General features: G+C 40.5%; 21 protein-coding genes. 15 read left to right on the top strand and 6 right to left on the bottom strand.

Translation table 11 applies throughout. From position 1 onward, the window contains the following. The first annotated feature begins 20 nt into the window (after positions 1-20). The 3 genes from BUF11_RS19440 (at position 21) to BUF11_RS19430 (ending at position 2859) form a co-directional block, all read left to right on the top strand. Positions 21-482 (top strand): protease complex subunit PrcB family protein, encoded by a 462-nt coding sequence (locus BUF11_RS19440; RefSeq protein WP_084558777.1) that lies wholly within the window; start codon positions 21-23, stop codon positions 480-482. Positions 483-857: 375 nt separating this feature from the next. Continuing rightward, the gene (locus BUF11_RS19435; protein ID WP_242952422.1) at positions 858-1103 is read left to right on the top strand and encodes a Veg family protein; all 246 of its coding nucleotides are present in this window, start codon (positions 858-860) and stop codon (positions 1101-1103) included. A 187-nt stretch (positions 1104-1290) separates the two neighbouring features. Next, positions 1291-2859 (top strand): DUF3794 and LysM peptidoglycan-binding domain-containing protein, encoded by a 1569-nt coding sequence (locus tag BUF11_RS19430; RefSeq protein WP_175562109.1) that lies wholly within the window; start codon positions 1291-1293, stop codon positions 2857-2859. A 113-nt stretch (positions 2860-2972) separates the two neighbouring features. On the opposite strand, the gene BUF11_RS19425 is transcribed toward BUF11_RS19430, so the two are convergent. The 3 genes from BUF11_RS19425 to spoIIR form a co-directional block, all read right to left on the bottom strand. Then, entirely contained in the window at positions 2973-3539 is a 567-nt protein-coding gene (locus tag BUF11_RS19425) for a hypothetical protein (RefSeq protein WP_073590526.1), read from the bottom strand. A 219-nt stretch (positions 3540-3758) separates the two neighbouring features. Beyond that, positions 3759-4640: a 4-(cytidine 5'-diphospho)-2-C-methyl-D-erythritol kinase gene (gene ispE / locus BUF11_RS19420; RefSeq protein ID WP_073590525.1), complete on the bottom strand. Its 882-nt coding sequence runs from the start codon at positions 4638-4640 to the stop codon at positions 3759-3761. A gap of 108 nt (positions 4641-4748) precedes the next feature. Then, positions 4749-5438 (bottom strand): stage II sporulation protein R, encoded by a 690-nt coding sequence (gene spoIIR / locus BUF11_RS19415; RefSeq protein ID WP_242952428.1) that lies wholly within the window; start codon positions 5436-5438, stop codon positions 4749-4751. Between the two features lie 392 nt (positions 5439-5830). Here spoIIR and BUF11_RS19410 point away from each other — a divergent pair, with 392 nt between their 5' ends. Genes BUF11_RS19410 through BUF11_RS19400 form a run of 3 tightly spaced genes read left to right on the top strand, consistent with a single transcriptional unit; the run spans position 5831 to position 8199 of the window. Beyond that, positions 5831-6916, top strand: coding sequence for a D-alanine--D-alanine ligase family protein (locus BUF11_RS19410; RefSeq protein WP_073590524.1), 1086 nt, complete (start codon positions 5831-5833; stop codon positions 6914-6916). Beyond that, positions 6906-7736, top strand: a complete 831-nt coding sequence (gene murI / locus BUF11_RS19405) for a glutamate racemase (protein ID WP_073590523.1) — start codon at positions 6906-6908, stop codon at positions 7734-7736. The genes BUF11_RS19410 and murI overlap by 11 nt, the downstream gene beginning before the upstream one ends. A 37-nt stretch (positions 7737-7773) precedes the next feature. Beyond that, positions 7774-8199, top strand: a complete 426-nt coding sequence (locus tag BUF11_RS19400; RefSeq protein WP_073590522.1) for a DUF1934 domain-containing protein — start codon at positions 7774-7776, stop codon at positions 8197-8199. 63 nt (positions 8200-8262) lie between these two features. On the opposite strand, the gene BUF11_RS19395 is transcribed toward BUF11_RS19400, so the two are convergent. Both BUF11_RS19395 and BUF11_RS19390 read right to left on the bottom strand, forming a co-directional pair. After that, the gene (locus BUF11_RS19395; protein ID WP_073590616.1) at positions 8263-8715 is read right to left on the bottom strand and encodes a hypothetical protein; all 453 of its coding nucleotides are present in this window, start codon (positions 8713-8715) and stop codon (positions 8263-8265) included. A gap of 69 nt (positions 8716-8784) precedes the next feature. Further along, positions 8785-9516: a lysophospholipid acyltransferase family protein gene (locus BUF11_RS19390; protein ID WP_073590521.1), complete on the bottom strand. Its 732-nt coding sequence runs from the start codon at positions 9514-9516 to the stop codon at positions 8785-8787. A gap of 308 nt (positions 9517-9824) precedes the next feature. On the opposite strand from BUF11_RS19390, the gene BUF11_RS19385 reads away from it, so the two are divergent. The 8 genes from BUF11_RS19385 (at position 9825) to ileS (ending at position 18509) form a co-directional block, all read left to right on the top strand. Beyond that, entirely contained in the window at positions 9825-11282 is a 1458-nt protein-coding gene (locus BUF11_RS19385) for a nicotinate phosphoribosyltransferase (RefSeq protein WP_073590520.1), read from the top strand. A gap of 60 nt (positions 11283-11342) precedes the next feature. After that, the gene (locus tag BUF11_RS23850) at positions 11343-12509 is read left to right on the top strand and encodes a M15 family metallopeptidase (RefSeq protein ID WP_175562108.1); all 1167 of its coding nucleotides are present in this window, start codon (positions 11343-11345) and stop codon (positions 12507-12509) included. Positions 12510-12765: 256 nt separating this feature from the next. Then, complete coding sequence (locus BUF11_RS19370; protein WP_073590614.1) at positions 12766-13254, top strand: MGMT family protein; 489 nt, start codon at positions 12766-12768, stop codon at positions 13252-13254. A 19-nt stretch (positions 13255-13273) separates the two neighbouring features. After that, a complete protein-coding gene (locus BUF11_RS19365; RefSeq protein WP_073590519.1) occupies positions 13274-13663 on the top strand; it encodes a winged helix-turn-helix transcriptional regulator in 390 nt (129 codons plus the stop codon). 68 nt (positions 13664-13731) lie between these two features. Then, the gene (locus BUF11_RS19360) at positions 13732-14289 is read left to right on the top strand and encodes a cysteine hydrolase family protein (protein WP_073590518.1); all 558 of its coding nucleotides are present in this window, start codon (positions 13732-13734) and stop codon (positions 14287-14289) included. 304 nt (positions 14290-14593) lie between these two features. Beyond that, positions 14594-14842, top strand: a complete 249-nt coding sequence (locus BUF11_RS19355) for a hypothetical protein (RefSeq protein WP_073590517.1) — start codon at positions 14594-14596, stop codon at positions 14840-14842. Next, positions 14839-14970, top strand: coding sequence for a hypothetical protein (locus BUF11_RS24980; protein WP_278277157.1), 132 nt, complete (start codon positions 14839-14841; stop codon positions 14968-14970). The genes BUF11_RS19355 and BUF11_RS24980 overlap by 4 nt, the downstream gene beginning before the upstream one ends. 335 nt (positions 14971-15305) lie before the next feature. Then, complete coding sequence (gene ileS, locus BUF11_RS19350) at positions 15306-18509, top strand: isoleucine--tRNA ligase (protein ID WP_073590516.1); 3204 nt, start codon at positions 15306-15308, stop codon at positions 18507-18509. Positions 18510-18634: 125 nt separating this feature from the next. Here ileS and BUF11_RS19345 read toward each other — a convergent pair whose 3' ends face one another. Next, positions 18635-19849 carry a DUF6709 family protein gene (locus tag BUF11_RS19345; RefSeq protein ID WP_073590515.1) on the bottom strand — a complete coding sequence of 405 codons (1215 nt, stop codon included), beginning with the start codon at positions 19847-19849 and terminating at the stop codon, positions 18635-18637. Between the two features lie 389 nt (positions 19850-20238). Here BUF11_RS19345 and BUF11_RS19340 point away from each other — a divergent pair, with 389 nt between their 5' ends. Next, positions 20239-22686 (top strand): glycogen/starch/alpha-glucan phosphorylase, encoded by a 2448-nt coding sequence (locus tag BUF11_RS19340; RefSeq protein WP_073590514.1) that lies wholly within the window; start codon positions 20239-20241, stop codon positions 22684-22686. Positions 22687-22823 lie beyond the last annotated feature (137 nt).

Genomic DNA, 22823 nt, shown 5'->3' with positions numbered 1-22823 from the left:
TATGCGGAGGCTAAAGAGGAATGGAAAAGACCGGATTTTTCCTGGCAGTAAGAAGAATTATCAGAGGAAGAACACTTGCAATAGGCCTTTTACTTATTATATTTGCAGGGAACTTCCTGCTTTTAACAGGCTGTAAAACAGAAGATACCGGCGGAAAGAAAATAAAAGATTTGGAATTTACCATAGTTGAGGATGCAGATGTACCGGAACCCCTTATGAAAATGATAAATGAGAAGAAGAAAGAACCCTTTAAGCTTTCTTATTCCGATACGGAAAATCTATACATAGTGGTGGGATACGGCGAGCAGCCTACAGGCGGATACAGTATTGCCGTTAATGCGGTGTATCTTACGGATAATGCGGTTGTTGTGGATACCGATCTTTTAGGACCGGGTGAGAATGAGCAGGTAACAAATGCACTTACTTATCCGTATGTCGTAATAAAGACAGCATTTATTGATAAAACCCCAAAATATAAGTAGAATAAATATAAGAAAAGGCAGTTGCTGTGAGAACTCAAAAAGAGTCAATCACAGCAACTGTTTTTATTCTCAAAATTATATAAAATATATATAAAACCTATAAAACTTAGAAGAAATATGTGCATTATTTTGGAAAAAATGGGCATACTAGCATACGATAGTAAAATATTAACAAGGCATATTGCCTTTTTAATTCACCGTCCATCATGTTTTATATAAACAAGTAGGAAAAACGTCCTGAATTGTCAGAATATTATTTGACATTTATACAAATTCGTGATATAATAAGATTGGTGTTTAATGTTTGTGTTCCGAATTATTGGTTTGATATCTAAAACCCTTAATATAAATAGGCATACCCATAAGGAGGCTGTTATGATGATGAAACAAGCAGATGTAAGCAAGGTTCGCAGAGAAGTAGTCAGTCACATAGGAAGCAGAGTCAAGATTAAGGCTAATAGGGGCAGAAATAAAATTGACATAACAGAAGGTATCATTACAGAAACCTATCCGAGTATCTTTCTGGTAAAAATAGAAGATGGATCATCTGATACATTTAAGACATTATCTTTTAGCTATGCTGATGTTTTGACAAAGGATGTACAAATGATGCTGTGCTAGTGTGAATTATTGAAAAGCATTTTTCAATTTCTATTTAGGCGGTATCGTAAACAGTTAGTGCTAATTGAGAAGGAAGGGCCTTCCCTTATATTTTATAAGGGGGGCTTTTTTTGCGTTAAAGAAAAATCATTCATAAATATAACCTCCCACGAATATGATGTGGTATAAGACAAGGAGGGATATTTTTGTGGAACTGATAAGGAAAAATGTTCATATGAATAAATTAAAATGTCAAACCAGCCTTCAGCTTACCCTGGATGATGACTTTAATGTGCCGGATGCAAAGCCTGATATTTATAAAATTATTAAAGAACAAGGCACGGTCAAAATCAATGATGTAAAAATGTCTAACGGCAAGCTTATGGTAAATGGCTCTCTGAATTTTAATGTCCTTTACTTAAGTGATGAAAATGCAAGACCCTTACATAATATGTCGGGTGAGATTCCTTTTGATGAATTGATTCATATGGATGACGCCTGTGCAGGTGATGATGCAGTTGTCAATTGGGAGTTGGAGGATATGACCACAGGGCTGATTAACTCCAGAAAATTAAGTGTAAAAGCAATTGTATGCCTGACGGTATTAGTGGAGGATTTATATGATGAAGCTACCGCCGTTGGCATTGAGGATGACGGAGACACTCAATTTCAAAATAAAACCATTACGGTTACTGATGTGGCAGTAGATAAACGGGATACCTACAGGGTAAAAGACCAGATTCATCTGCCCGCCAATAAAGGTAATATTTCTGAGATTCTTTACAGTGAAGTGGAGCTAAGAAATGTAGAAGTAAGGCTTCTTGAGGATAAGTTCGCAGTAAAGGGTGAAGTGCTTGTTTTCTTCATCTATGCGGGGGAGAGTGAAGACAATCCGGTAGATTATTATGAATCAGAGATACCGTTTAGCACAACGATTGACTGCAATGGCTGTACAGAGGATATGGTTGATAATATCGTCTTTACCATAGCAGGAAAGAACCTGGAAGTGGTACCGGATGCTGACGGTGAAGAGCGTATCGTAGACGTGGAAGCAGTTATTGAGATGGCTATCAAAATGTACGAGGAAGAGGATCTGGAACTGTTAAGCGACGTTTATTCTCCTTACAAGGATCTGGTTCCGGTTATGAAGGAAGCTCATTATGAGAGCCTGTTAGTAAAGAATAACAGTAAGGTGCGTGCGAATGACAGAATCCGTATTGCATCCGGCCAGCCTGAGATTCTGCAGATATGCCATGCCTCAGGAGATGTCAAGGTAGACGACATAGAAGTAGTTGACAATGGACTTGAGGTTAACGGCGTCGTAGAAGTACAGATACTCTATATCTGCCCGGATGATAAGAGACCTTTAAATTCTATTAAAGGAATGGTTCCTTTTAATCAAACCATTGAGGCAAGGGGAATTAATCCTGAAAGTATTTACCGTATAAAGCCTTCTTTAGAGCAGCTTAGCGTAATGGCTCTTGACGGGGAAGAAATGGAAGTGAAGGCAGGAGTCGGGCTTAGCACTATTGTTTTTAATTCTCTGACAGAACCAATTATAGCAGATGTGCTGGAACATGAGCTGGACTATGATAAGTTAAAGAACATGCCAAGTATGGTTGGCTATGTGGTGAAAAACAACGACAGCCTGTGGAGTATTGCCAAAAAATACTACAGCACGGTGGATAAATTAAAAGAATTAAACGATCTGGCAGATGAAAATATTAAGCAGGGCGATAAGCTTTTGATTACCAAGCGGGTAGACAGAATAATCTAGATTAGGCAAGAATTTATAGACAGGGCATAACAGAGGAGGTAAGCTGTACCCTGTAGGTAAGACACAGAAAAAGAAGCTGTGTCTTACCTACGGGGTACAGTTTACCTCTTTATTTACTGTGATTCATCAGTGGAAGGATTCTTCCAACTGTTGAGTTTCTTTAAAGTGGCGTCCAGAGTTTTCTTGCAAATATCCGGCAGCTCTCCGCCCCAGACTTTTGTTGCCTGTTCAAAGCCGGTTTTCACAGCTTCTATCATTTCGTCTGCCTTTTCGGGATTATCTGCCGCCAGTGCCCTGGCAAAGGATACTAAACGGTCAGAAGTCTGTTCAATTCCCCAGTAGCCGTCTTCTGCAATATCCGCCTGAGCTTGCTTTGCGGTTTCTTCGTCAACCGAATATTCCTTGCTTTGCAAAAAGTTCCACATACCGGCTGCATCGAAAGTCTTACCCTGCGCCAGCATCATTTTTTGAACCAGGCTTCTAAGCTGTTCGGCTCTGTTTTCGGTATCTTCCTTTAATGCTTTAATTACAGCTGCATTCTGTGCCTTTGGCTTGGAATTGCCAGTTGTATGCGCCGATTTCTCATAGATATCGGCAAAAGATGAAGTTTTACTGGAGGTCTTACCGGCAGCTTTCACTGAAGGTATATAAGTATTTGCTGTAATTCCATTTACATTCATGCTATCCCTCCCATACATATCGCAGGCATGCCTGTAGATTGCTTACAATCTACACGATTGCTTACAATCTACACGATTGCTTACAATCTACATGATACTGCTTCAATAAGAAGTGTGTCTTTTGTGCATATGAAATTTGAGCCATGTATTTTTAAGACACAAACCCTGTGATTGAAAGTTCCAAAAAATTATTCTGATGTTAATAATATCGGAAGGATTTTATAAAAACTTAAGGCTTGGCTGGAATAAACCGGTTAAATATACCTGTTTTCCCAGTTTTCCTGTTTTAAAATGGTAGAAAGCCCTTTCTGCGTTTTCTTTACTGTCAAAGAGTCCAAACACAGTCGGACCGCTTCCGCTCATCAGGGAAGTGATAGCGCCGGCATTAATAAGCTGTTCTTTAATCTCCCCGATAACCGGGTATTCCTTTGTTGTTACTGTTTCCAGTACATTTCCGAAATGTTTCACCGCACCATGTAAGTCGTTTTCCTTAATTGCCAGAAGAATAGCATCAATATCCGGGTGGTCAATTTCTTCGTTTAATTTCAGATTTTCATAGACATACCGGGTAGATACATTAATTCCGGGCTTTACAATAAGTACATAGCAGGAAGGAAAGGGAGGAAGAGGGGTAAGCTTCTCGCCGATACCTTCTGACAGGGCAGTGCCCCTTATAAGGCAGTAAGGTACATCTGCTCCCAGCTTAAGTCCCAACGCCAGAAGCTCCTCCTTTGGAAGTCTTAGATGAAAAAGCCGGTTTAGGCCGTAAAGAACAGCGGCAGCATTGCTGCTTCCTCCTGCGAGGCCCGCGGCAACCGGTATTTTCTTATCCAGTATGATATGGACGCCCTGGCTGATATTATAGGTTTTCTTTATCAAAGCAGCAGCTTTATATACAAGGTTATTTTCATCTGTGGGAAGATAAGGAAGATTGGTCTTTACGGTTATTGAAGTATTGTTGGTACGGAGAATGGACACCTTATCATACAGGCCTATGGTCTGCATAATCATACGGACCTCGTGATAGCCGTCTTCTCTTTTTCTCACCACATCTAAACCCAGGTTAATCTTGGCATATGCTTTCAGCTTAATGGAATTCATGGATACTCCTTTGCTTGTACGAAAGTATTCTACGACTTGATTCATTGCACATATTCATCTCAAGTCATGTTACCTTATTATAAGCTTAGGAAAAGCACATTGCAAGAATTAACTCTCTTTGGAAAAGCAGTCCTTAATGACATCAAACAGCTTAAATTTAATTTTAATATCTGCCTTTTTACAGGAAAAGACAGAATTATATTCTTCTTCTGTTAAAACATGCTTAAGTTGATTTTTGGAGTCCTTTGGCACTACGCTGTAAGTGGCATCAACAAAGCAAAGGGGAGGAAACATAACACACCACCAATTCTGCCCCTGTGCCTTTCCTATTTCGATTCGCAGGGCTTCATACTGGCCCGGCGGCAGGGTAAGATCACCGTAAACTTTAATGGGAAAATAGCCTTTTTCAAGAGATGCCTTTACGGTATAATGATATCCGTTATTTTCTATAACTTCTTCTGCTAATTCTTCAATTTTTGGCAGTTGTTTTTCAATAATATGCCTTGCTGCGTCAATGTCTTTGGTACCTGATAACACCGGGTAGAGATTCTGCGTCAGGGCAGATTTCACCTTTAGCTTTAAGGCCTGGTCATCTGTGGAATCGCTGTTTGCAATAACATGAAAACGTATGATTTCGGAAGCAATATCCTTTTGCATGGCCTCTGCGCTTTGACCGGAGCTGCTAAAAGCTTTAAAAGATAAAAGAATGCAGATAAGGCAAAGGGAAAGTGATGCAATTAAATTTATGGAATTTTTCCTATGTAAGTATAATAAAATATGAGAGTGCAGGTTTTTCAATCGAATTCCCGTGCATACCGCAGGCTTGCCGGCAGATTGCGGGCAATCTGCAGTATTGCTTAAATAAAAATTTGAAAAATGCTTTTTATTTTTCAAATTATGACCTCCTTCAAATAAGTTGTTTAATTAAGTATGGGAAAGAAAACGTAAACTTAAACAAAATACCCGAAAAGAATAAAAGCCTTGCGATTTATAAAAAGAAAGTGTAAAATAAAAAAGGCTATATGTATAAAATGGATGTAATAGGTGTGCTTTTTTCTGCTTTTTAGCGGTGAAAACCAGAATACAATGGGAAAATGAAAAAATAAAAATAGATGGGAAAGTCATAAACTTTTCAATTAAGAATTAACGAATATTCAATCAAAAATTGGATATTCAGAAAAGAGGTCAATATGAGTAAAAAAACAGTTGCAGTACTGTTCGGAGGACAGTCTTCTGAGCATGAAGTTTCCTGCATTTCCGCTACTACAGTTATCAATAATATCAATACAGGCATTTATAATATTGTCATTATAGGTATTACAAAAGAAGGAAAATGGCTTAAGGTAAACAATACAGAGGAAATAACCTCCGGTTCATGGAGGCAGAATACACAAACAGCCGTAATCCTGCCGGATGCTTCTATGAAATGTGCAATAATATTAAATGGAGAAAAAGCGGAAAGCATAAAAATAGATGTAGTATTTCCAGTACTTCATGGACTTTATGGAGAGGACGGCACAATACAGGGACTTTTAGAGCTGGCCAGGATCCCCTATGTCGGATGCGGAGTGTTAGCTTCTGCGGTATCCATGGATAAACTATATACGAAGATTGTCGTAGATGCTCTTGGAATCAGACAGGCAAAATATGTAGCTGTTACAAAAAAGGAACTTTCTGACATGGCGGAAGCTGTTAAAAAAGTGGAGAAGGAATTATCCTATCCGGTATTTATCAAACCCTCCAATGCAGGCTCATCCAGAGGTATTTCAAAAGCCGGAGCAAAAGAAGAACTGATAGAAGGATTAAAGCTTGCAAGTGAGCATGACCGCAAGATTTTGGTAGAGGAAACAATTAACGGACGGGAAGTTGAATGCGCCGTTCTGGGAGGCAATGAGCCAAAGGCCTCCGGTGTCGGTGAGATTATAGCAGCAGCCCAGTTCTATGACTATGATGCAAAATATAACAATGCAGAATCTAAGACCGTACTCTCTCCTGAGTTACCGGCAGGTGCAGCTGAAACAATAAGAGACTATGCCATAAGAATATTTAAGGCAGTGGACGGACATGGTTTGTCAAGGGTAGATTTCTTCGTGGACAGAAATACCGGCGAGGTTATTTTTAACGAGATTAATACCATGCCTGGCTTTACCTCCATCAGCATGTATCCCATGCTTTGGGAAGGCAAAGGAATCGGAAAGCCTCAATTGGTAGAGAAATTATTGCAGCTTGCCTTTACCAGAGCAGCAGAAGCAGGAGGAGAGAGTGATGCCTTGTAATGCACCCATCGGTGTTTTTGATTCCGGTATCGGGGGATTGACAGTAGCCAGGGAAATTATGAGACAAATTCCGGGAGAAACCATAATCTACTTTGGGGATACTGCAAGGGTTCCATACGGAAGTAAATCACAAAAGACAATCATAACTTACTCAAAACAAATTGTTAAATTCTTGCAGACGAAAAATGTGAAGGCAATTGTAATAGCCTGTAATACGGCAAGTGCGCTGGCTCTTGAAGCAGTGGCAAAGGAGGTTAGCATTCCAGTAATCGGAGTGGTAAAGCCGGGAGCCAAAGTAGCCTCTATGACAACAAAAAACGGCAATATCGGTATAATCGGTACGGAAGCTACTATTAACAGCGGTATTTATAACACATATATAGAAGAATTAAATCCGGATGTCAGAGTTTATGGAAAGGCTTGTCCCCTGTTCGTTCCTTTGGTGGAGGAAGGGTGGCTTACAGATCCGGTAACAGTAGAGATAGCAAAAAGGTACATCAGCAGTCTTTTAGAATTGAATATTGATACGCTGGTACTTGGCTGTACCCATTATCCGCTTATCAGGAATATCATTGGAAATATTGTTGGTGAAAATGTGACACTGGTCAATCCTGCTTATGAGACAGCCATAGAGTTAAAGGAAGTACTTATGCGGGCAGGACTTGAGAATCTGGAACCTCACAGAGAACATAAATTCTATGTGAGTGATGGTGCGGACAAATTTAAGCGGTTTGCAAATACCATACTTCCCTGTGATGTGGTAGAGACAGAAGACGTCAACATTGAAAGCTTTGCTGATTCGTTGTTAGCTTCTTATTAAGAGCATATGGGGCAGTAATCATAATTAGGAGGATTCCATGAAAAAAGATGTGTTGGTTTCCATATCTGGGCTTCAATATGAGGTTGATAAGGACGAGCCTATTGAAGTGATTTCTGTCGGACAGTATTATAATAAAAACGGAAAGCATTATATCTGTTATGATGAAATATTAGAAGAATCTGACGGAGTAACCAGTTGTACGGTTAAGGCAGCACCCGGACAAATAGATATTATTAAAAAAGGTGCAAATAATGTCCATATGGTTTTTGAAACGGGAAAGAAGAATACTACCTACTACAATACACCCTATGGAGATTTGCAGATAGGTGTGTATACGGCGAAGATTCAGGTAAATGAAGAAGAGGATAAGCTGTCGCTTCAGATTAACTACGGACTTGATATTAATTACGCCTTTGTCGCTGATTGTCAGATACAGATGAAGATAACCTCAAGAAAACAATAAATAAAAATACCCTCTGTCAAATGGATTCCGTTTCAGACAGAGGGTATTTTCTTATTTAGGAAGTTATTTTTTTGTAAAGATACCTTTAACTTTTGCAAATAATTTCTTCTTTTCCGGCTTAACTTCCAGTCCGGAACGTAAACCTTTTACATCCATGATGTAAATACCGTTCATTACGGCTTTTATTTCTTTCTTAACAGGGATAAGATCAAAAATCTTATCATCACACATTAAGTTCATGATCTTAGGTCCGATTTTGGCTTTTACAATTGGAACCTTCGAACGGCGCAGATATTTAGGAGTCTGATCCACCACAATTTTTGGCAGATCGGCTTCTTTAAGCTTTATGCGCTTTTTATCTATTACTAAAATAGAAACTGATTGGGCACCTGCTCTCATCTGAGCCTGACCTTCTTCGGAACGTTTCTGAAGCTTCCTCCCGTAGATGGACAAAGCAATAAATGCTGCGAGGATTACAACCAGAACTATAATCAATACAATAAGACCGACTTTCAACATTCTACCTCCTTCCCCTGAATTTGCAATGGATTTATTGTATCATTATTTTTTAAAAAGTTCAAGTAATTAAGAGGTCTCTTTTGCATTTTTCTCAAGCATCGTACGGATAATATTCTGCACATAGGAGCCTAAGAATTTACGCTCCTCTTTGCTTAAAGAATCCGCATATACGGGTTTTCCGTATTCAATTGTCACATGTGCTCTCCTTATCCAGGGAGTGTGGTTCTCAAAGAGATTGTCTGTATTAGTGAGTGCTACCGGAATAATCGGACAGCCGGTTTTTTCTGCGATTTTTAAGCTGCCTTCTTTAAAGGGAAGCATATCCTCACCATGGTTTCTGGTTCCTTCCGGAGAGATAAAAACAGAATACCCCTGCTTTACCAGTTCTACTCCCGTAAGTATCATTTTAAGCCCTTCTCTGGGGTTATCCCTGTCTAAAAACAGGCAGTTTAAGTATTTCATCCAGACTCTTAGGATTGGGACCTTCTTAATTTCCTTTTTTGCCACGAAGCCTGTCAGTGTCGGCACGGTGGAGTATGCCAGAACAATATCAAAATAGCTGCGGTGATTTGATACATATAATACTGCCTGATCCTTTGGAACATTTTCAAGCCCTTTCACTTCGTATTTGGCACCGCTTAAAAATAATATCACATGAAATGCCCATGAAACAATCCGCTGGGAAGATGCCGCTTTCTTTCTGGGATTGATTTTCCCCAGAATTATTTCGTATAGAAACACAGGAAGACTGACAATAAAAAATACTAGTAAAAACAGTAAGACAATTAAGGTTTTCATAAACCCTCCTATTATGATTTCATCCTTTCCATTATATCATTATCCATTGCAGAATTTCAACAATTTACAATTTCCTTAAGTATTATTAAAAATACGCCTATTTCTTGTACTCTGAAAATAATGTGTTATAATATCAGAGAAGGACTGGTGAAAATGATTTAAGATAGGGTAATTAGTTTAAAAATGCGTTGCATTTTTAAAATTCCTGTTTGAGCAGTACTGCAGATTGCTCGCAATCTGCAAGTGAACTTGCGAAATGCACGGGATTAATGTGACAAATACGAAAGATTATCCAGAAAGAGGGAATAATGGGAAGAGAAAACTTGACTCTGCTGACAGACTTTTATGAACTGACAATGATGCAGGGATACTATAAAAATAAAACCAATGAAACGGTTGTATTTGACGTATTTTACCGAAACAACCCCTCCGGCAGCGGATACTCCATTTGTGCCGGTCTGGAACAGGTTATTGATTACATCAAGAATCTTTGCTTTATGGAGGAAGATATCAGCTACTTAAGAAGCCTTGGCATGTTTGAAGAGGATTTTCTGGAATATCTGAAAGGCTTTCATTTTACCGGTGATATTTATGCGGTAGAGGAAGGAACAGTGGTATTTCCGATGGAACCGCTTCTTAAGGTAATTGCACCCATAATGGAAGCACAGCTGATTGAGACAGCTATCTTAAACATTATCAATCACCAAAGTCTTATAGCAACAAAGGCTTCCAGAGTGTGCTATGCGGCAAAGGGAGAGCCGGTCATGGAATTTGGGCTAAGAAGAGCGCAAGGTCCTGATGCGGGAATATATGGTGCAAGAGCCGCCGTAATTGGAGGCTGTGTAGGTACCAGCAATGTTTTAACAGCCAAAATGTTTGATGTTCCTGCTCTTGGAACTCATGCACATAGCTGGATTATGAGTTTTGAGGATGAAATTACGGCATTTCGTGAATATGCCCAGCTGTATCCTCAAAATACCACCCTTTTGGTAGACACTTATGACACTCTGCGTTCCGGCATGCCAAATGCCATCAAAGTGTTCAGTGAACTGAAAGAGGCAGGTAAGATGCCGTTAAAATACGGGATCCGTTTGGACAGCGGCGATCTTGCCTATCTGTCCAAGAAGGCAAGGAAGATGTTGAATGAAGCCGGTTTTCCTGATGCGGTTATCGTTGCTTCCAGTGACCTTGACGAATACTTAATAGATTCCCTTAAGACGCAGGGAGCAGCTATCAATTCCTGGGGTGTTGGCACAAATTTGATTACTTCAAAGGATTGCCCGGCCTTTGGCGGAGTGTATAAGCTTGCTGCAATTAAGAAGGGGAATGAATTTATACCAAAGATTAAATTGTCAGAGAATCAGTGGAAGATAACGAATCCTGGCAATAAGACCATATATAGAATTTATGATAAGGAAACCGGCAAAATAAAAGCGGACTTAATTTCCATGGCATATGAGGTCTATAAAGAGGAATATCCTCTAAAGATTTTTGATCCGATGGCCACCTGGAAGAAGACCTATTTAAAGGGCGGAAGCTATACCTTGCGTGAGCTGCTGGTGCCTATTTTCGCAGGAGGAAAATGTGTATATGAATCCCCTAACGTTATGGACATCAGGGCATACTGCCAGCGAGAGCTTGACACTCTTTGGGATGAGACCAGAAGACTTGTAAATCCTCATGATGTATATGTGGATTTATCAAATGATTTATACCAGTTAAAGCATTCACTGCTTGATACCATCAATGTTGCTGGAAATAATTAAGCAGGAATAAAGTACGGAGAGATTATGCAAAACAGAAGGAAAAAAGTCAGAAGAATAAAAATGATAAGAAGAATTCTTATAGTGGGGCTGCCTGTTATACTAATAGGCGGAATGGGCTATTTTTCCTTGAAAGATTTAGCAAGCACCAACGAATCTGCTGCCTCCGGTCATTTTTATAACAATTCCTCATATAAGGATGGTGATTCCGAATATGATAAAGATGATGACGGAAAGACAAAGGGAGATAGTTCTGTGGCTGCACAGGAAGAAGAAATTACAAATAATGACGATGTAGTCTTGGACACCACACCGGACAGTCTGACAGTGCTGGTAAATAAAGAATTAAGACTGCCATCGGATTATATTCCGGCAGATTTAGTAATACCCGATGTGAACTTTTCCATTTCTTATTATGATGAAAAGAAACTGATGCGAAAATCTGCTGCCCAGGCCCTAAAAGAGCTGTTTGATGCAGCGGCGGATAACGGACTTGATTTGTGCGGGGTTTCAGCGTACCGCTCCTATGAAAGGCAATATGAAATATTTACCAATAATGTCAAGACTCAAGGTATGGGCCATACGGTAAAATATTCGGCTATTCCGGGATATAGTGAGCACCAGACAGGACTTGCCATTGATATATCAACAAAATCCGCAAACTACCGGATAGATGATTCTTTTGCGGATACCGATGAGTATAAGTGGCTTAAGGATAATGCACACCTGTATGGCTTCGTTATACGTTACCCAGAGGATAAGACCAGTATAACGGGATATTCCTTTGAACCCTGGCACATCCGCTATGTGGGAAAGGCTCTGGCAAAGTTTCTTTATGAGAATGATATGTGCTTGGAGGAATACTATAAGTTTGAACCTACAGAGGATTACAGCCAGTGTATAAATTATGACAACCTGGAGGACTACGGAATCAATCCGGATGATGTAAAGGTACCGACAAAGGCACCGACAAAAGTGCCGACACCGACGCCGACTGAAACGCCGACTCCCAGTGAGGAGCCAAGTGTGACTCCCACACCTTCTGTTACGCCCACCAAAAAGCCGGGGAAGGATAAGCCTACGGTAACAGTAACCCCTACTCCGACAGAAGAGGTAACACAAACACCGGAGGTGACGCCTACCGAGGAAATAACCCCTACTCCGGATGTTACAGATGGAGCGTCTGATTCTGGGGATGGAACCTCTGGGGCAAATGCACAGACTCCCTAGGATAAGAAAATAAACATAGAACTTTTGATATATAATAAGACAGCAGCTGTCAAAGGCCTTAATAAGTGACCTTTGACAGCTGCTTTTTTCCTGCAAATCATGAAAGTTTATGACGGAATAAAAATATATAAATTAAAAACAGCCTCATTGCATAATAGGAAAAGATGCTTTATTCTTTAGCTATGGAAACTTTTCACACACAACTTTGTGCCTGCGGCCCAAAGTTTACAGGTACAGGAAAGGCATGACTATTAATATGGCAAATGAACAGAACAAGGATTTCAATGCTATGCTGCAGGATGGTAAGGGAATGCCTAAGGTACAGATTATCACGGATGAAAAAAGCATCGAAAAGTATGGCGGTAAACGGATGTATTTTGCACCGCCGCTTGATTATGACAGAGTAATGAAGACAGTACCCATAGGTAAGGTTATCACGGTAGGTGAAATCAGGGAATATTTTGCTAAGAGAAATAATGCAGATTTTACGGATCCAATTACCGCAGGAATTTTTGTCTCTATTGCAGCATGGGCAAGCGAGCAGAGAGATAACGATAAATCACCATATTGGAGAACGCTGAAAGCGGATGGTGAATTAAATCCAAAATATCCGGGCGGTGTAAAAGTACAGAAGGAAAAGCTTGAGGCGGAAGGACATACCATAGTAAAGCGCGGAAGAAGCAATATCAGATATTATGTAAAGGACTATCAGAACAACTTGTACCAACTGTGTAATAGTTTATAAAAGGGAATGAGGAAGAATGATGAAAGTAAGAGAGGACTATACCTGCCCTTTAGAAATCGTCCATGACATTATCAAAGGGAAGTGGAAAACGATTATCTTGTTTCAGCTTAGAAATGGCAGCATACAGCTGTCAAAATTAGAGCGGGATATTGTAGGGATCAATCAGAAAATGCTGCTGCAGCAATTGAAGGAATTACAGGAATTCGGATTAGTGGATAAACGGGTCTTTGAAGGTTATCCCTTACATGTGGAATATTTTCTGACAGAAGGCAGAGGCATGAAGATTCTTAAAGCGATTACAATTATGCAGGAAATCGGCATTGAATATATGGTGGAGCATGGCATGACAGAGATGCTTGAAAGGAAAGTCATCAGTTACAAGGACAAGGAGCGGGATACCCACAAATAAGTGGGTAATTTACGCCTTCAAAAGACAGCGCTATAATAACCTTTATAATATAACCGGAGGTTAGGGAAATGAAAAGTGCTATTGTTTTAATTGATATCCAAAATGACTACTTTGAAGGCGGGAAAAATGAACTGCACCATTCGGATAAGGCAGCGGTACATGCCAAACAGGCGCTGAACTTTTTTAGAAACGCCAAAATGCCTGTTTATCATGTTCAGCATGTCAGCGGCGGGGAAGGTGCCACGTTTTTTCTGCCGGATACCAACGGAGCGGAGATTCATAAGAGTGTCACACCTCTTGCAGAGGAAAAAGTTTTCGTAAAGCACGCACCCAATGCTTTTTATAATACTGGTTTATCCGGGGAGCTTTTAAGCAATGGCATTAATCATCTTGTCATTTGCGGTATGATGAGCCACATGTGTATTGATACAACCGTCAGAGCTGCATGGGACTATGGATTTTCGGTTACGGTACTTGAAGATGCCTGTACGACAATGGACTTGGTCTTAAAGAACGGTGCTGTAATTCCCGCCGAAACAGTACACAATACATTTATGGCATCACTTAATGGAACGTTCGCAAAGGTACTGCAAGCAGATGATTTATGCCATGGGGAGCTGCAATAAATAGCCCATATGCTCTGACGGTGAAGATAATGGACATGACGATCCCCCGTGCGTTTGCACAGAGATAACGCAAGGATTCTATTGTAATGAATGGATAATTACAGTATAATGGGAATGACATATAACGTAATCGGTATCTCAAATATTTCATGTTTCAGTCATTCATATGCAGCGCTGTAGCAAAACCGGAAACCAGAGGAAAGTACAGCAGGTATGAAAAGGAAGGAGGATAGGAGTGAAAGATGATCCTTTCACTTCCCCCTGATTTTGCACGCGTGCTAAAGCACGCAGATGGGAGCCCAAAATGAAAACTAAGACTATTGTTTTTAAAGAAGCGAATGATCTATATGAGTTCAACCGTCAGGCAGAAAGATGCAAGACGGATATCAGAGTGAAGACACAGAGCGGAACCTTTGATTTTGATGCCAAGACACTGTTAGGACTTTTTTTTGCACTGAATTTACCTTCCATTGATGTTTATTATGAGGAATCAGAAAAAGAATTTGATGAATACCTAAGCACTCTGGAGCAGACAGAAGAACTTTCGGATTGACAAATAAAAATTTTTATACTATGATTATGAATTATAATATTATAAAGATTACAAAGACCATGACGGAGAGAGTAGAAATCAGCGAACCTCAAAGCGAGCCGGGGAGAGTGAAAGCCCGGTACCAGTAGCAGATTTACGAAAATCACTCCCAAGTTGCAAGCTGAAAGCAAAGTTAGTAAGCCGCGCCGGTATCTGCCGTTATACAGATAGCATATCATGTTCCTTTTTGGGAAAGCTTAGAGAGGAAACGTATGTAAATAGGTGGTACAATGAGGCACAAACGCTCTCATCCTGTTTATGGATGGGAGCTTTTTTATCTTATAGGAAAGCACGTCCTATGAAATAAAAAGCCCGACCGGCAGGATGCACACCTCGCGGCGAGGAAGTTTATTGCTATGCATTCCGCTCGGGCGCGAAAGTGTCAGCAAGCGGACACTTTTAATCACAGTAAGGAGGATATCACATGTATGATAAGGTCTCTACGAATCTGAACTTTGTAGAACGTGAAAAGGAAGTATTAAAATTCTGGAAGAATGAAAAAATCTTCGAAAGAACCATTGAAGAAAGAAAAAACGGGAAACCCTATACCTTTTATGACGGACCACCCACAGCAAACGGAAAGCCCCATATCGGTCACGTATTAACCAGGGTTATAAAGGATATCATACCCAGATACCGCACCATGAAGGGCTATAATGTATTAAGAAAGGCCGGCTGGGATACCCATGGATTACCGGTTGAGCTAGAGGTTGAGAAAAAGCTTGGACTTGACGGGAAAGAGCAGATTGAAGAGTATGGCTTGGAGCCCTTTATCCACCAATGTAAGGAAAGTGTGTGGAAGTACAAGGGAATGTGGGAAGATTTCTCCGAGACTGTAGGCTATTGGGTGGACATGGAAGACCCTTATGTTACCTATGACAACAAGTTTATTGAGTCCGAATGGTGGGCTCTTAAGCAAATCTGGGAAAAGGGACTTTTATATAAGGGCTTTAAGATTGTCCCCTACTGCCCAAGATGCGGAACCCCTCTCTCCAGTAACGAAGTGGCAATGGGCTATAAAGATGTAAAAGAAAAGTCCGTTATTGCAAAGTTCAGGGTAAAGGGTGAAGAAAACGAATATATTCTTGCCTGGACAACGACTCCCTGGACCTTACCTTCCAACGTGGCACTCTGCGTTAACCCGAAAGAAACCTATGTTAAAGCATCTGTTAAGCTAAATGCCAAAGGAGATATTATAAAGGCGGACAGTGAAGACAAAGAAGCCGTAAAAACCGAAAAGTACATTCTGGCAGAGGCACTTCTTTCTGTAATCGACGGGGAATATACCGTAGAAGAGACTTATGCTGGTACGGACCTTGAGTACAAGGAATACGAACCTTTATTTGACTATGTAAAGCCGGATAAGAAAGCTTACTATGTAACCTGTGATACTTATGTAACCTTAACAGACGGTACCGGCGTTGTTCATATTGCACCTGCCTTTGGTGAGGATGATGCCAGTGTCGGCCGCAGATATGATCTTCCCTTTGTACAGTTAGTTGATGGAAAAGGCGAGATGAAGCCTGAAGTAACCGACTTTGCCGGTATGTTTTGCAAGAAGGCAGATGAAGGCATTATAAAGCTCTTAGCTACTAAGAACCTCTTATTTAAGACTTTGAAATTCGAGCACAGCTATCCTTTCTGCTGGCGCTGTGATACACCTCTTATCTACTATGCAAGAGACTCCTGGTTTATCAAGATGACAGAGGTAAAGGACCAGTTGGTTGCAAACAATAATACCATTAACTGGATGCCGGAGAGTATCGGACAGGGAAGGTTCGGAGACTGGATTAAGAACGTTCAGGACTGGGGTATCAGCCGTGACCGTTACTGGGGAACTCCCCTTAATATCTGGGAATGTGAGGACGGACACCGTCATGCCATCGGAAGCATTGAGGAACTAAAATCCATGTCCGATAACTGCCCGGATGATATCGAGCTTCACAGACCTTTCATTGATGCCGTAACAATCAAGTGTCCTGAGTGCGGCAAGGAAATGAAGCGTGTAAAGCCGGTAATTGACTGTTGGTTCGATTCCGGTTCTATGCCTTTCGCGCAATGGCATTATCCATTTGAAAATAAGGAAATGTTCGAGAAGAATTTCCCGGCAGATTTTATCAGTGAAGCGGTAGACCAGACCAGAGGATGGTTCTATTCCCTCCTTGCCATCTCGACCCTGATATTTGAGAAGTCTCCTTATAAGAATGTAATTGTGCTTGGACACGTTCAGGATGAGAACGGACAGAAGATGTCCAAGTCCAAAGGCAATGCCGTAGATCCTTTTGATACTCTGTCAGAGCATGGAGCCGATGCGGTACGCTGGTATTTCTATATTAACAGTGCGTTATGGCTTCCCAACCGTTTCCACAGCGGTGCGGTAACGGAAGGACAGAGGAAATTCATGGGTACTTTCTGGAACACCTATGCTTTCTTTGTACTCTATGCCAACATAGATGAATTTGACGCCACAAAATATACTCTGGATTACGATAAGCTGTCTGTTATGGATAAGTGGATGCTGTCCAAGTTAAATACCCTTGTTAAGACCGTTGACAGCCATCTGGAGAGCTACCGCATTACAGAGGCAGCAAGACTGCTGGATGATTTTGTGGATGAGATGAGTAACTGGTACGTAAGAAGAAGCAGGGAACGCTTCTGGGCAAAGGGAATGGAGCAGGATAAGATCAATGCCTATATGACCCTTTATACCACGCTGATTACCCTGGCAAAGATATCTGCTCCTTTTATTCCTTACATGACAGAGGATATTTACCGCAATCTGGTAGTTAAGATTGATAAATCTGCGCCTCAAAGTATCCACTTATGCGAATATCCTTCCTACAGGGAAGATTATATCGACAAGGAGCTTGAGAAGAATATGGAAGCACTTCTGGATATCGTGGTGCTGGGCCGTGCCTGCCGTAATACTGCCAATATCAAGAACAGGCAGCCCATTGGCACCATGTATGTAAAGGCGGATTATTCCTATACCGATGAGAAGGGCGAACAGGCAGAAGGACTTCCTTCTTTCTATCTTAGCATCATAGAAGAAGAATTAAATGTGAAGAAGGTTGTATTTACACAGGATGTGAGAAACTTTACCTCCTACAGCTTTAAGCCCCAGTTAAAGACCTTAGGACCGAAGTTTGGCAAGCAAATCGGTGCCATCCGCGGGATTTTGGCAGGACTTAACGGCAACGAAGCCATGGATGAAATCAATGCTACAGGGAAACTTAAGATTACTCTTGAAGGAACAGAAAGCTACCTGGAAAAGGATGATTTATTAATTGAAGCTGCTCAGACCGAAGGCTTCGTATCCGATTCTGATAAGGGAATTACGGTAGTTCTGGAAACCAGGTTAACTCCTGAACTGATTGAAGAAGGTTTTGTAAGAGAACTTATCAGTAAGATACAGACCATGAGAAAAGATGCCGGCTTTGAGGTAATGGACCATATTCTGATATATCAGGAAGGCAATGAAGTAATCAAGGGAATCTTTGAAAGAAATGCCGAAGAAATTAAATCAGAGGTATTGGCAGAGGAGATTACGCTTGGAGAAACCAAGGGATTTACCAAGGAATGGAATATTAACGGTGAAAATGTAGTGCTTGGAGTTGTTAAAAAATAAAATGATAAAAAATAAGGCGGGCCGTTTCATTGCTTATAGAATGAAACGGCCCGCTTTATTTTTAGGCAGTTATTATCTTAATGATGTTCGTATTGAGTTTACCGGTTTAAATCCATCAGATTTATTTAAAGGGTGGTTTCGTCAGTATTACTTTCCTCGCGGCTGCTTTCTGTCTCACTGCTGTCTGTACGGTAATTTCCGGCTTCGCTGTTTTCATCATAGCCATATTCTTCCTGGTTTCTTGCAGACACCCTTTCCGTGACTTCCTTTAGAAAGGCATCATAATTCTTCCTATAAAGTTTTGCAAGCTCATCGGAATATTCGCAGCATACCCTTAAATTTTCTGATACTGCTCCAATCAGACCGGCTGCGGTTTCTTCTTTATTACAGTTAATAGTAATGGGAGCTTTTACGCCCTTAAAGTAAAAAAGTACCTGATAGCTCTTTCCCACAGTAATAAAGTAGGTCTTATGCCTGATAAGCTTTAGGTGGACCCAAACTAAATCCTTTGTGTTCCCCAGCATAAGGGATGTATTTTTCTTTCCGATGATATAATCGGAGGTAACAAGGCCTGTAAAGCCGGCGGACTTTAAGGTATTTATATAAAGACAGGTTCCGTCTGCTGCTGCGCGGTTGATACTGTATTCAATATCCTCAGCGTTGCCGGTCTTGGCAAGCTTTCTGTAAAACTTGGACAGCCTGTAATTAAATATAATAAGAAGCTGATAAAGGAAAAATGCCAGTGATATTAGAAAGCCCGAAAGAATAACCAAGAATAATGCCTGGTCACCCAGACGGCCATTTTCTGGGATAGTTACACAGATTTCCGGTACATTTTCTTTTACTACGGAGGAATCTATCCCGAAGGCATCACTTAAGGTAGTAACCATTTCGTCATAGGCTTCCATGTGATATTCATTGCCATTTAAGGCGTCTAAGTTTGCCACAGCAGTTACCGAGGTTAGTTCCTCTTCGGACATATCAAGGTAATTCTTTGGTAAGAGGGTTAACAGATAGCCATCATCTAACACCAGAACTCCATATACCTGGGAAAGCTTTTCTTCACTTGATTTTATGCCGTTTACAGTATTATAACTATAGATGCCATAGTCCAGAAAATAAATATCTGCCTTCTTTAATTGAAAATAAAATTTACCCTGTTTGTGGAGGGATTGAATCCCTTCTACACTGTTTTCCTCTGCCAGAGGAGTAAATAAGGTGCTCCATTTATGAGATTCCTGGGTATAGCCTGCCACAAAAATAAAAATAAGAATCAGGCTTATCAATAATGGGCCTCGGGTATTTTTCTGGATAATTTTTCTTAAGTAATTTTGTTCCATGTTGACCTCTTTCTTGGAGGGCAGCTTTGTATTACTGCCCTTCTCCCATCTTTTTTTCCGGGTATCGGCTTTAGAAGCACTACCCCGGAATACGCTTTTCCATTATAACATACAATAAAAGTATTCTGCAAAATTAATTTACTAAAAAATGCTATTACAAGTGAAAACCATATGGGTATTGATGATATATATATGGATAAAATACATATTGATGTCTGTTTTGGAATAATCTTTAAAGTTTTCCCTTGTATACCTGCCAAGGCATAAGATATAATGTGTATAACAAGCAACCTGGATATGTGTGAAGAAAAGGCACAGAACAAAAGAGTACAGCCGTATGGAAACTTTTATTAAAAGGAATGCCATGGCATGGACAAATAGGAGGCTATATGCAAGAATTTGACAAAAAAGAATTTAAAAAGAATGTAGAGGAATATATCGGTGTGTTTTTCCGAAGGCCCATTGAGGATGCCACAAGGCAGCAGGTGTATCAGGGCGTTGCCTTTACTGTAAAGAATATGATTATAGATGACTGGTTGGAGGCTCATAAGGCTTACGAGGAACAGGATTTAAAGACAGTTTACTATCTTTCCATGGAATTTTTGGTAGGCAGGGCATTAGGAAATATGATTACCAATTTAAAAGCAGATGCATCCATCAGAGAAGCCGTGGAGGAATTGGGCTATGACCTGGAGAATATTGAAGATGAGGAGCCGGATGCAGCTCTTGGAAATGGAGGGCTTGGAAGATTGGCTGCCTGTTTCTTGGATTCCCTGTCAACACTTGGGTATCCTGCCTATGGCTGCGGAATCCGTTATAAATATGGAATGTTCGAGCAAAAAATAGAGAACGGCTATCAGGTGGAGGTACCGGATAATTGGTTAAAGGACGGTAACCCGTTTGAAATAAAGAGAAGTGAGTATGCAACTACTGTGAAGTTTGGCGGCTATGTAAGAATGATTCGGGATGAATATGGCAATGACCGTTTTATTCAGGAAAATTACCAGTCTGTCAGGGCAATCCCCTATGATATGCCCATATTAGGTTATGGAAACCATGTGGTAAATACGCTTCGTATCTGGAATGCAGAAGCTATTGACACTTTTAATCTGGATTCTTTTGATAAGGGAGAATACCAGAAGGCAGTTGAACAGCAGAATCTTGCAAGAACAATCTGTGAGGTACTTTATCCAAATGACCACCATATTGCTGGAAAGGAACTTCGCCTGAAACAGCAATATTTCTTTGTATCTGCCAGTATCCAGAGAGCAGTGGCAAAGTATATGGAAAGGCACGATGATATCCATAATCTTCATGAGAAGGTGTGTTTCCAGTTAAATGATACCCATCCGACTGTAACGGTACCGGAGCTTATGAGAATACTCTTAGACGACTATTACCTGGGATGGGAGGAAGCATGGAGTATTACGACAAAGACCTGTGCTTATACCAATCATACTATCATGTCTGAAGCATTGGAGAAATGGCCTATCGATCTGTTCAAAAGACTGCTTCCCAGAATTTATCAGGTAGTGGAGGAAATCAACCGCAGATTTATTCTGCAGATATTAAAGGAATATCCTTCGGAAGCAAAAAAGATAGAAAAGATGGCAATTCTTTATGACGGCCAGGTAAGGATGGCAAACCTTGCTATTGTAGGAAGCTTTTCTGTCAACGGGGTAGCAAAGCTTCATACGGAAATACTGAAAAAACAGGAATTAAAGGATTTTTATGAAATGTTCCCCGGAAAATTCAACAATAAAACCAATGGTATCACCCAGAGAAGATTTCTTCTTCACGGCAACCCCCTGTTGGCTTCCTGGGTAACACATAAGATTGGTGACGGCTGGATTACGGACTTATCTCAGATGCAGAGGCTTATACCCTACGCAGAGGATAAACAAAGTCAGAAGGAATTTCTTGAAATCAAATACAAAAACAAACTGCGTCTTATGAATTACATTAAGGAGAAGAATGGTATTACCGTAAGTCCGGATTCCATCTTTGACGTACAGGTTAAAAGGCTTCATGAATACAAAAGGCAGCTGCTTAATATTCTCCACGTAATGTATCTTTACAATAAGATAAAGGATAATCCTGATATGGAATTTTATCCAAGGACTTTCATCTTTGGAGCAAAAGCGTCGGCGGGCTATGAGAGGGCTAAAGCAATTATCAAGCTTATAAACAGTGTGGGCGAGGTAGTGAATAATGACAGCACGATCCAAGATAAAATCAAGGTCGTCTTCATAGAAAATTACAGGGTATCCAATGCAGAAATAATCTTTGCTGCAGCGGATGTATCCGAGCAGATATCAACAGCCAGTAAAGAAGCTTCGGGGACAGGAAACATGAAGTTTATGCTAAACGGTGCATTGACACTTGGAACACTGGATGGCGCCAATGTTGAGATTGTTGAAGAAGTAGGAGAAGAAAATGCGTTTCTCTTCGGGCTTCATTCCGACGAAGTAATAGAATATGAACATCAGGGGGGATACAACCCCAGAGAGGTATATAATTCCGATAAGGAGATTAAGCGGGTAGTAGACCAATTGGTAGACGGTACCTATAGCAAGGAAGATAAAACACTTTTTGCATCTCTTTATGAATCTCTGCTTTCAGGGAGAGGAGGAGAACCTGCGGACAGGTATTTTATCCTAAAGGATTTCAGATCTTATGAGGAGGCTCAAAAGAAAGTTGAGAAGGCATACTGCAATAAGGAAGGCTGGGCAAAATCAGCTTTAATGAATATTGCGAAGTGCGGTAAGTTCTCATCAGACCGTACAATTGAAGAATATGTAAGGGATATTTGGCATCTGACGAAGGTTCATAGATAATACTTCCTACTAATCAGCTAAATTATTGTTTCACACTATTCCCCGTGCATATCGCAAGCCTGCTTGCGATACTGCCCAAATAGAAAGTGAAAAATGTTTTTTATTTTTCACACTATTTGATACATGAATAAAAAAAT

The organism is Anaerocolumna xylanovorans DSM 12503 (assembly GCF_900143645.1).
Classification (GTDB): Bacteria; Bacillota; Clostridia; order Lachnospirales; family Lachnospiraceae; genus Anaerocolumna; species Anaerocolumna xylanovorans.
Note: the sequence above shows the minus strand (reverse complement) of the source record. Positions and strands in the feature narration are given on the sequence as shown.

What these genes read in the sequence shown, in the direction of transcription:
- murI (WP_073590523.1), top strand. Translation starts at nt 6,906, where the DNA reads ATGCCTTGTAATGCACCCATCGGTGTTTTTGATTCCGGTATCGGGGGA.
- BUF11_RS19365 (WP_073590519.1), top strand. Translation starts at nt 13,274, where the DNA reads ATGAAAGTAAGAGAGGACTATACCTGCCCTTTAGAAATCGTCCATGAC.
- BUF11_RS19360 (WP_073590518.1), top strand. Translation starts at nt 13,732, where the DNA reads ATGAAAAGTGCTATTGTTTTAATTGATATCCAAAATGACTACTTTGAA.
- BUF11_RS19435 (WP_242952422.1), top strand. Translation starts at nt 858, where the DNA reads ATGATGATGAAACAAGCAGATGTAAGCAAGGTTCGCAGAGAAGTAGTC.
- BUF11_RS19345 (WP_073590515.1), bottom strand. Translation starts at nt 19,849, where the DNA reads ATGGAACAAAATTACTTAAGAAAAATTATCCAGAAAAATACCCGAGGC.
- BUF11_RS19390 (WP_073590521.1), bottom strand. Translation starts at nt 9,516, where the DNA reads ATGAAAACCTTAATTGTCTTACTGTTTTTACTAGTATTTTTTATTGTC.
- BUF11_RS19385 (WP_073590520.1), top strand. Translation starts at nt 9,825, where the DNA reads ATGGGAAGAGAAAACTTGACTCTGCTGACAGACTTTTATGAACTGACA.
- ileS (WP_073590516.1), top strand. Translation starts at nt 15,306, where the DNA reads ATGTATGATAAGGTCTCTACGAATCTGAACTTTGTAGAACGTGAAAAG.
- BUF11_RS19340 (WP_073590514.1), top strand. Translation starts at nt 20,239, where the DNA reads ATGCAAGAATTTGACAAAAAAGAATTTAAAAAGAATGTAGAGGAATAT.
- ispE (WP_073590525.1), bottom strand. Translation starts at nt 4,640, where the DNA reads ATGAATTCCATTAAGCTGAAAGCATATGCCAAGATTAACCTGGGTTTA.
- BUF11_RS19355 (WP_073590517.1), top strand. Translation starts at nt 14,594, where the DNA reads ATGAAAACTAAGACTATTGTTTTTAAAGAAGCGAATGATCTATATGAG.
- BUF11_RS19425 (WP_073590526.1), bottom strand. Translation starts at nt 3,539, where the DNA reads ATGAATGTAAATGGAATTACAGCAAATACTTATATACCTTCAGTGAAA.
- BUF11_RS19410 (WP_073590524.1), top strand. Translation starts at nt 5,831, where the DNA reads ATGAGTAAAAAAACAGTTGCAGTACTGTTCGGAGGACAGTCTTCTGAG.
- BUF11_RS19400 (WP_073590522.1), top strand. Translation starts at nt 7,774, where the DNA reads ATGAAAAAAGATGTGTTGGTTTCCATATCTGGGCTTCAATATGAGGTT.
- BUF11_RS23850 (WP_175562108.1), top strand. Translation starts at nt 11,343, where the DNA reads ATGATAAGAAGAATTCTTATAGTGGGGCTGCCTGTTATACTAATAGGC.
- BUF11_RS19440 (WP_084558777.1), top strand. Translation starts at nt 21, where the DNA reads ATGGAAAAGACCGGATTTTTCCTGGCAGTAAGAAGAATTATCAGAGGA.
- BUF11_RS19370 (WP_073590614.1), top strand. Translation starts at nt 12,766, where the DNA reads ATGGCAAATGAACAGAACAAGGATTTCAATGCTATGCTGCAGGATGGT.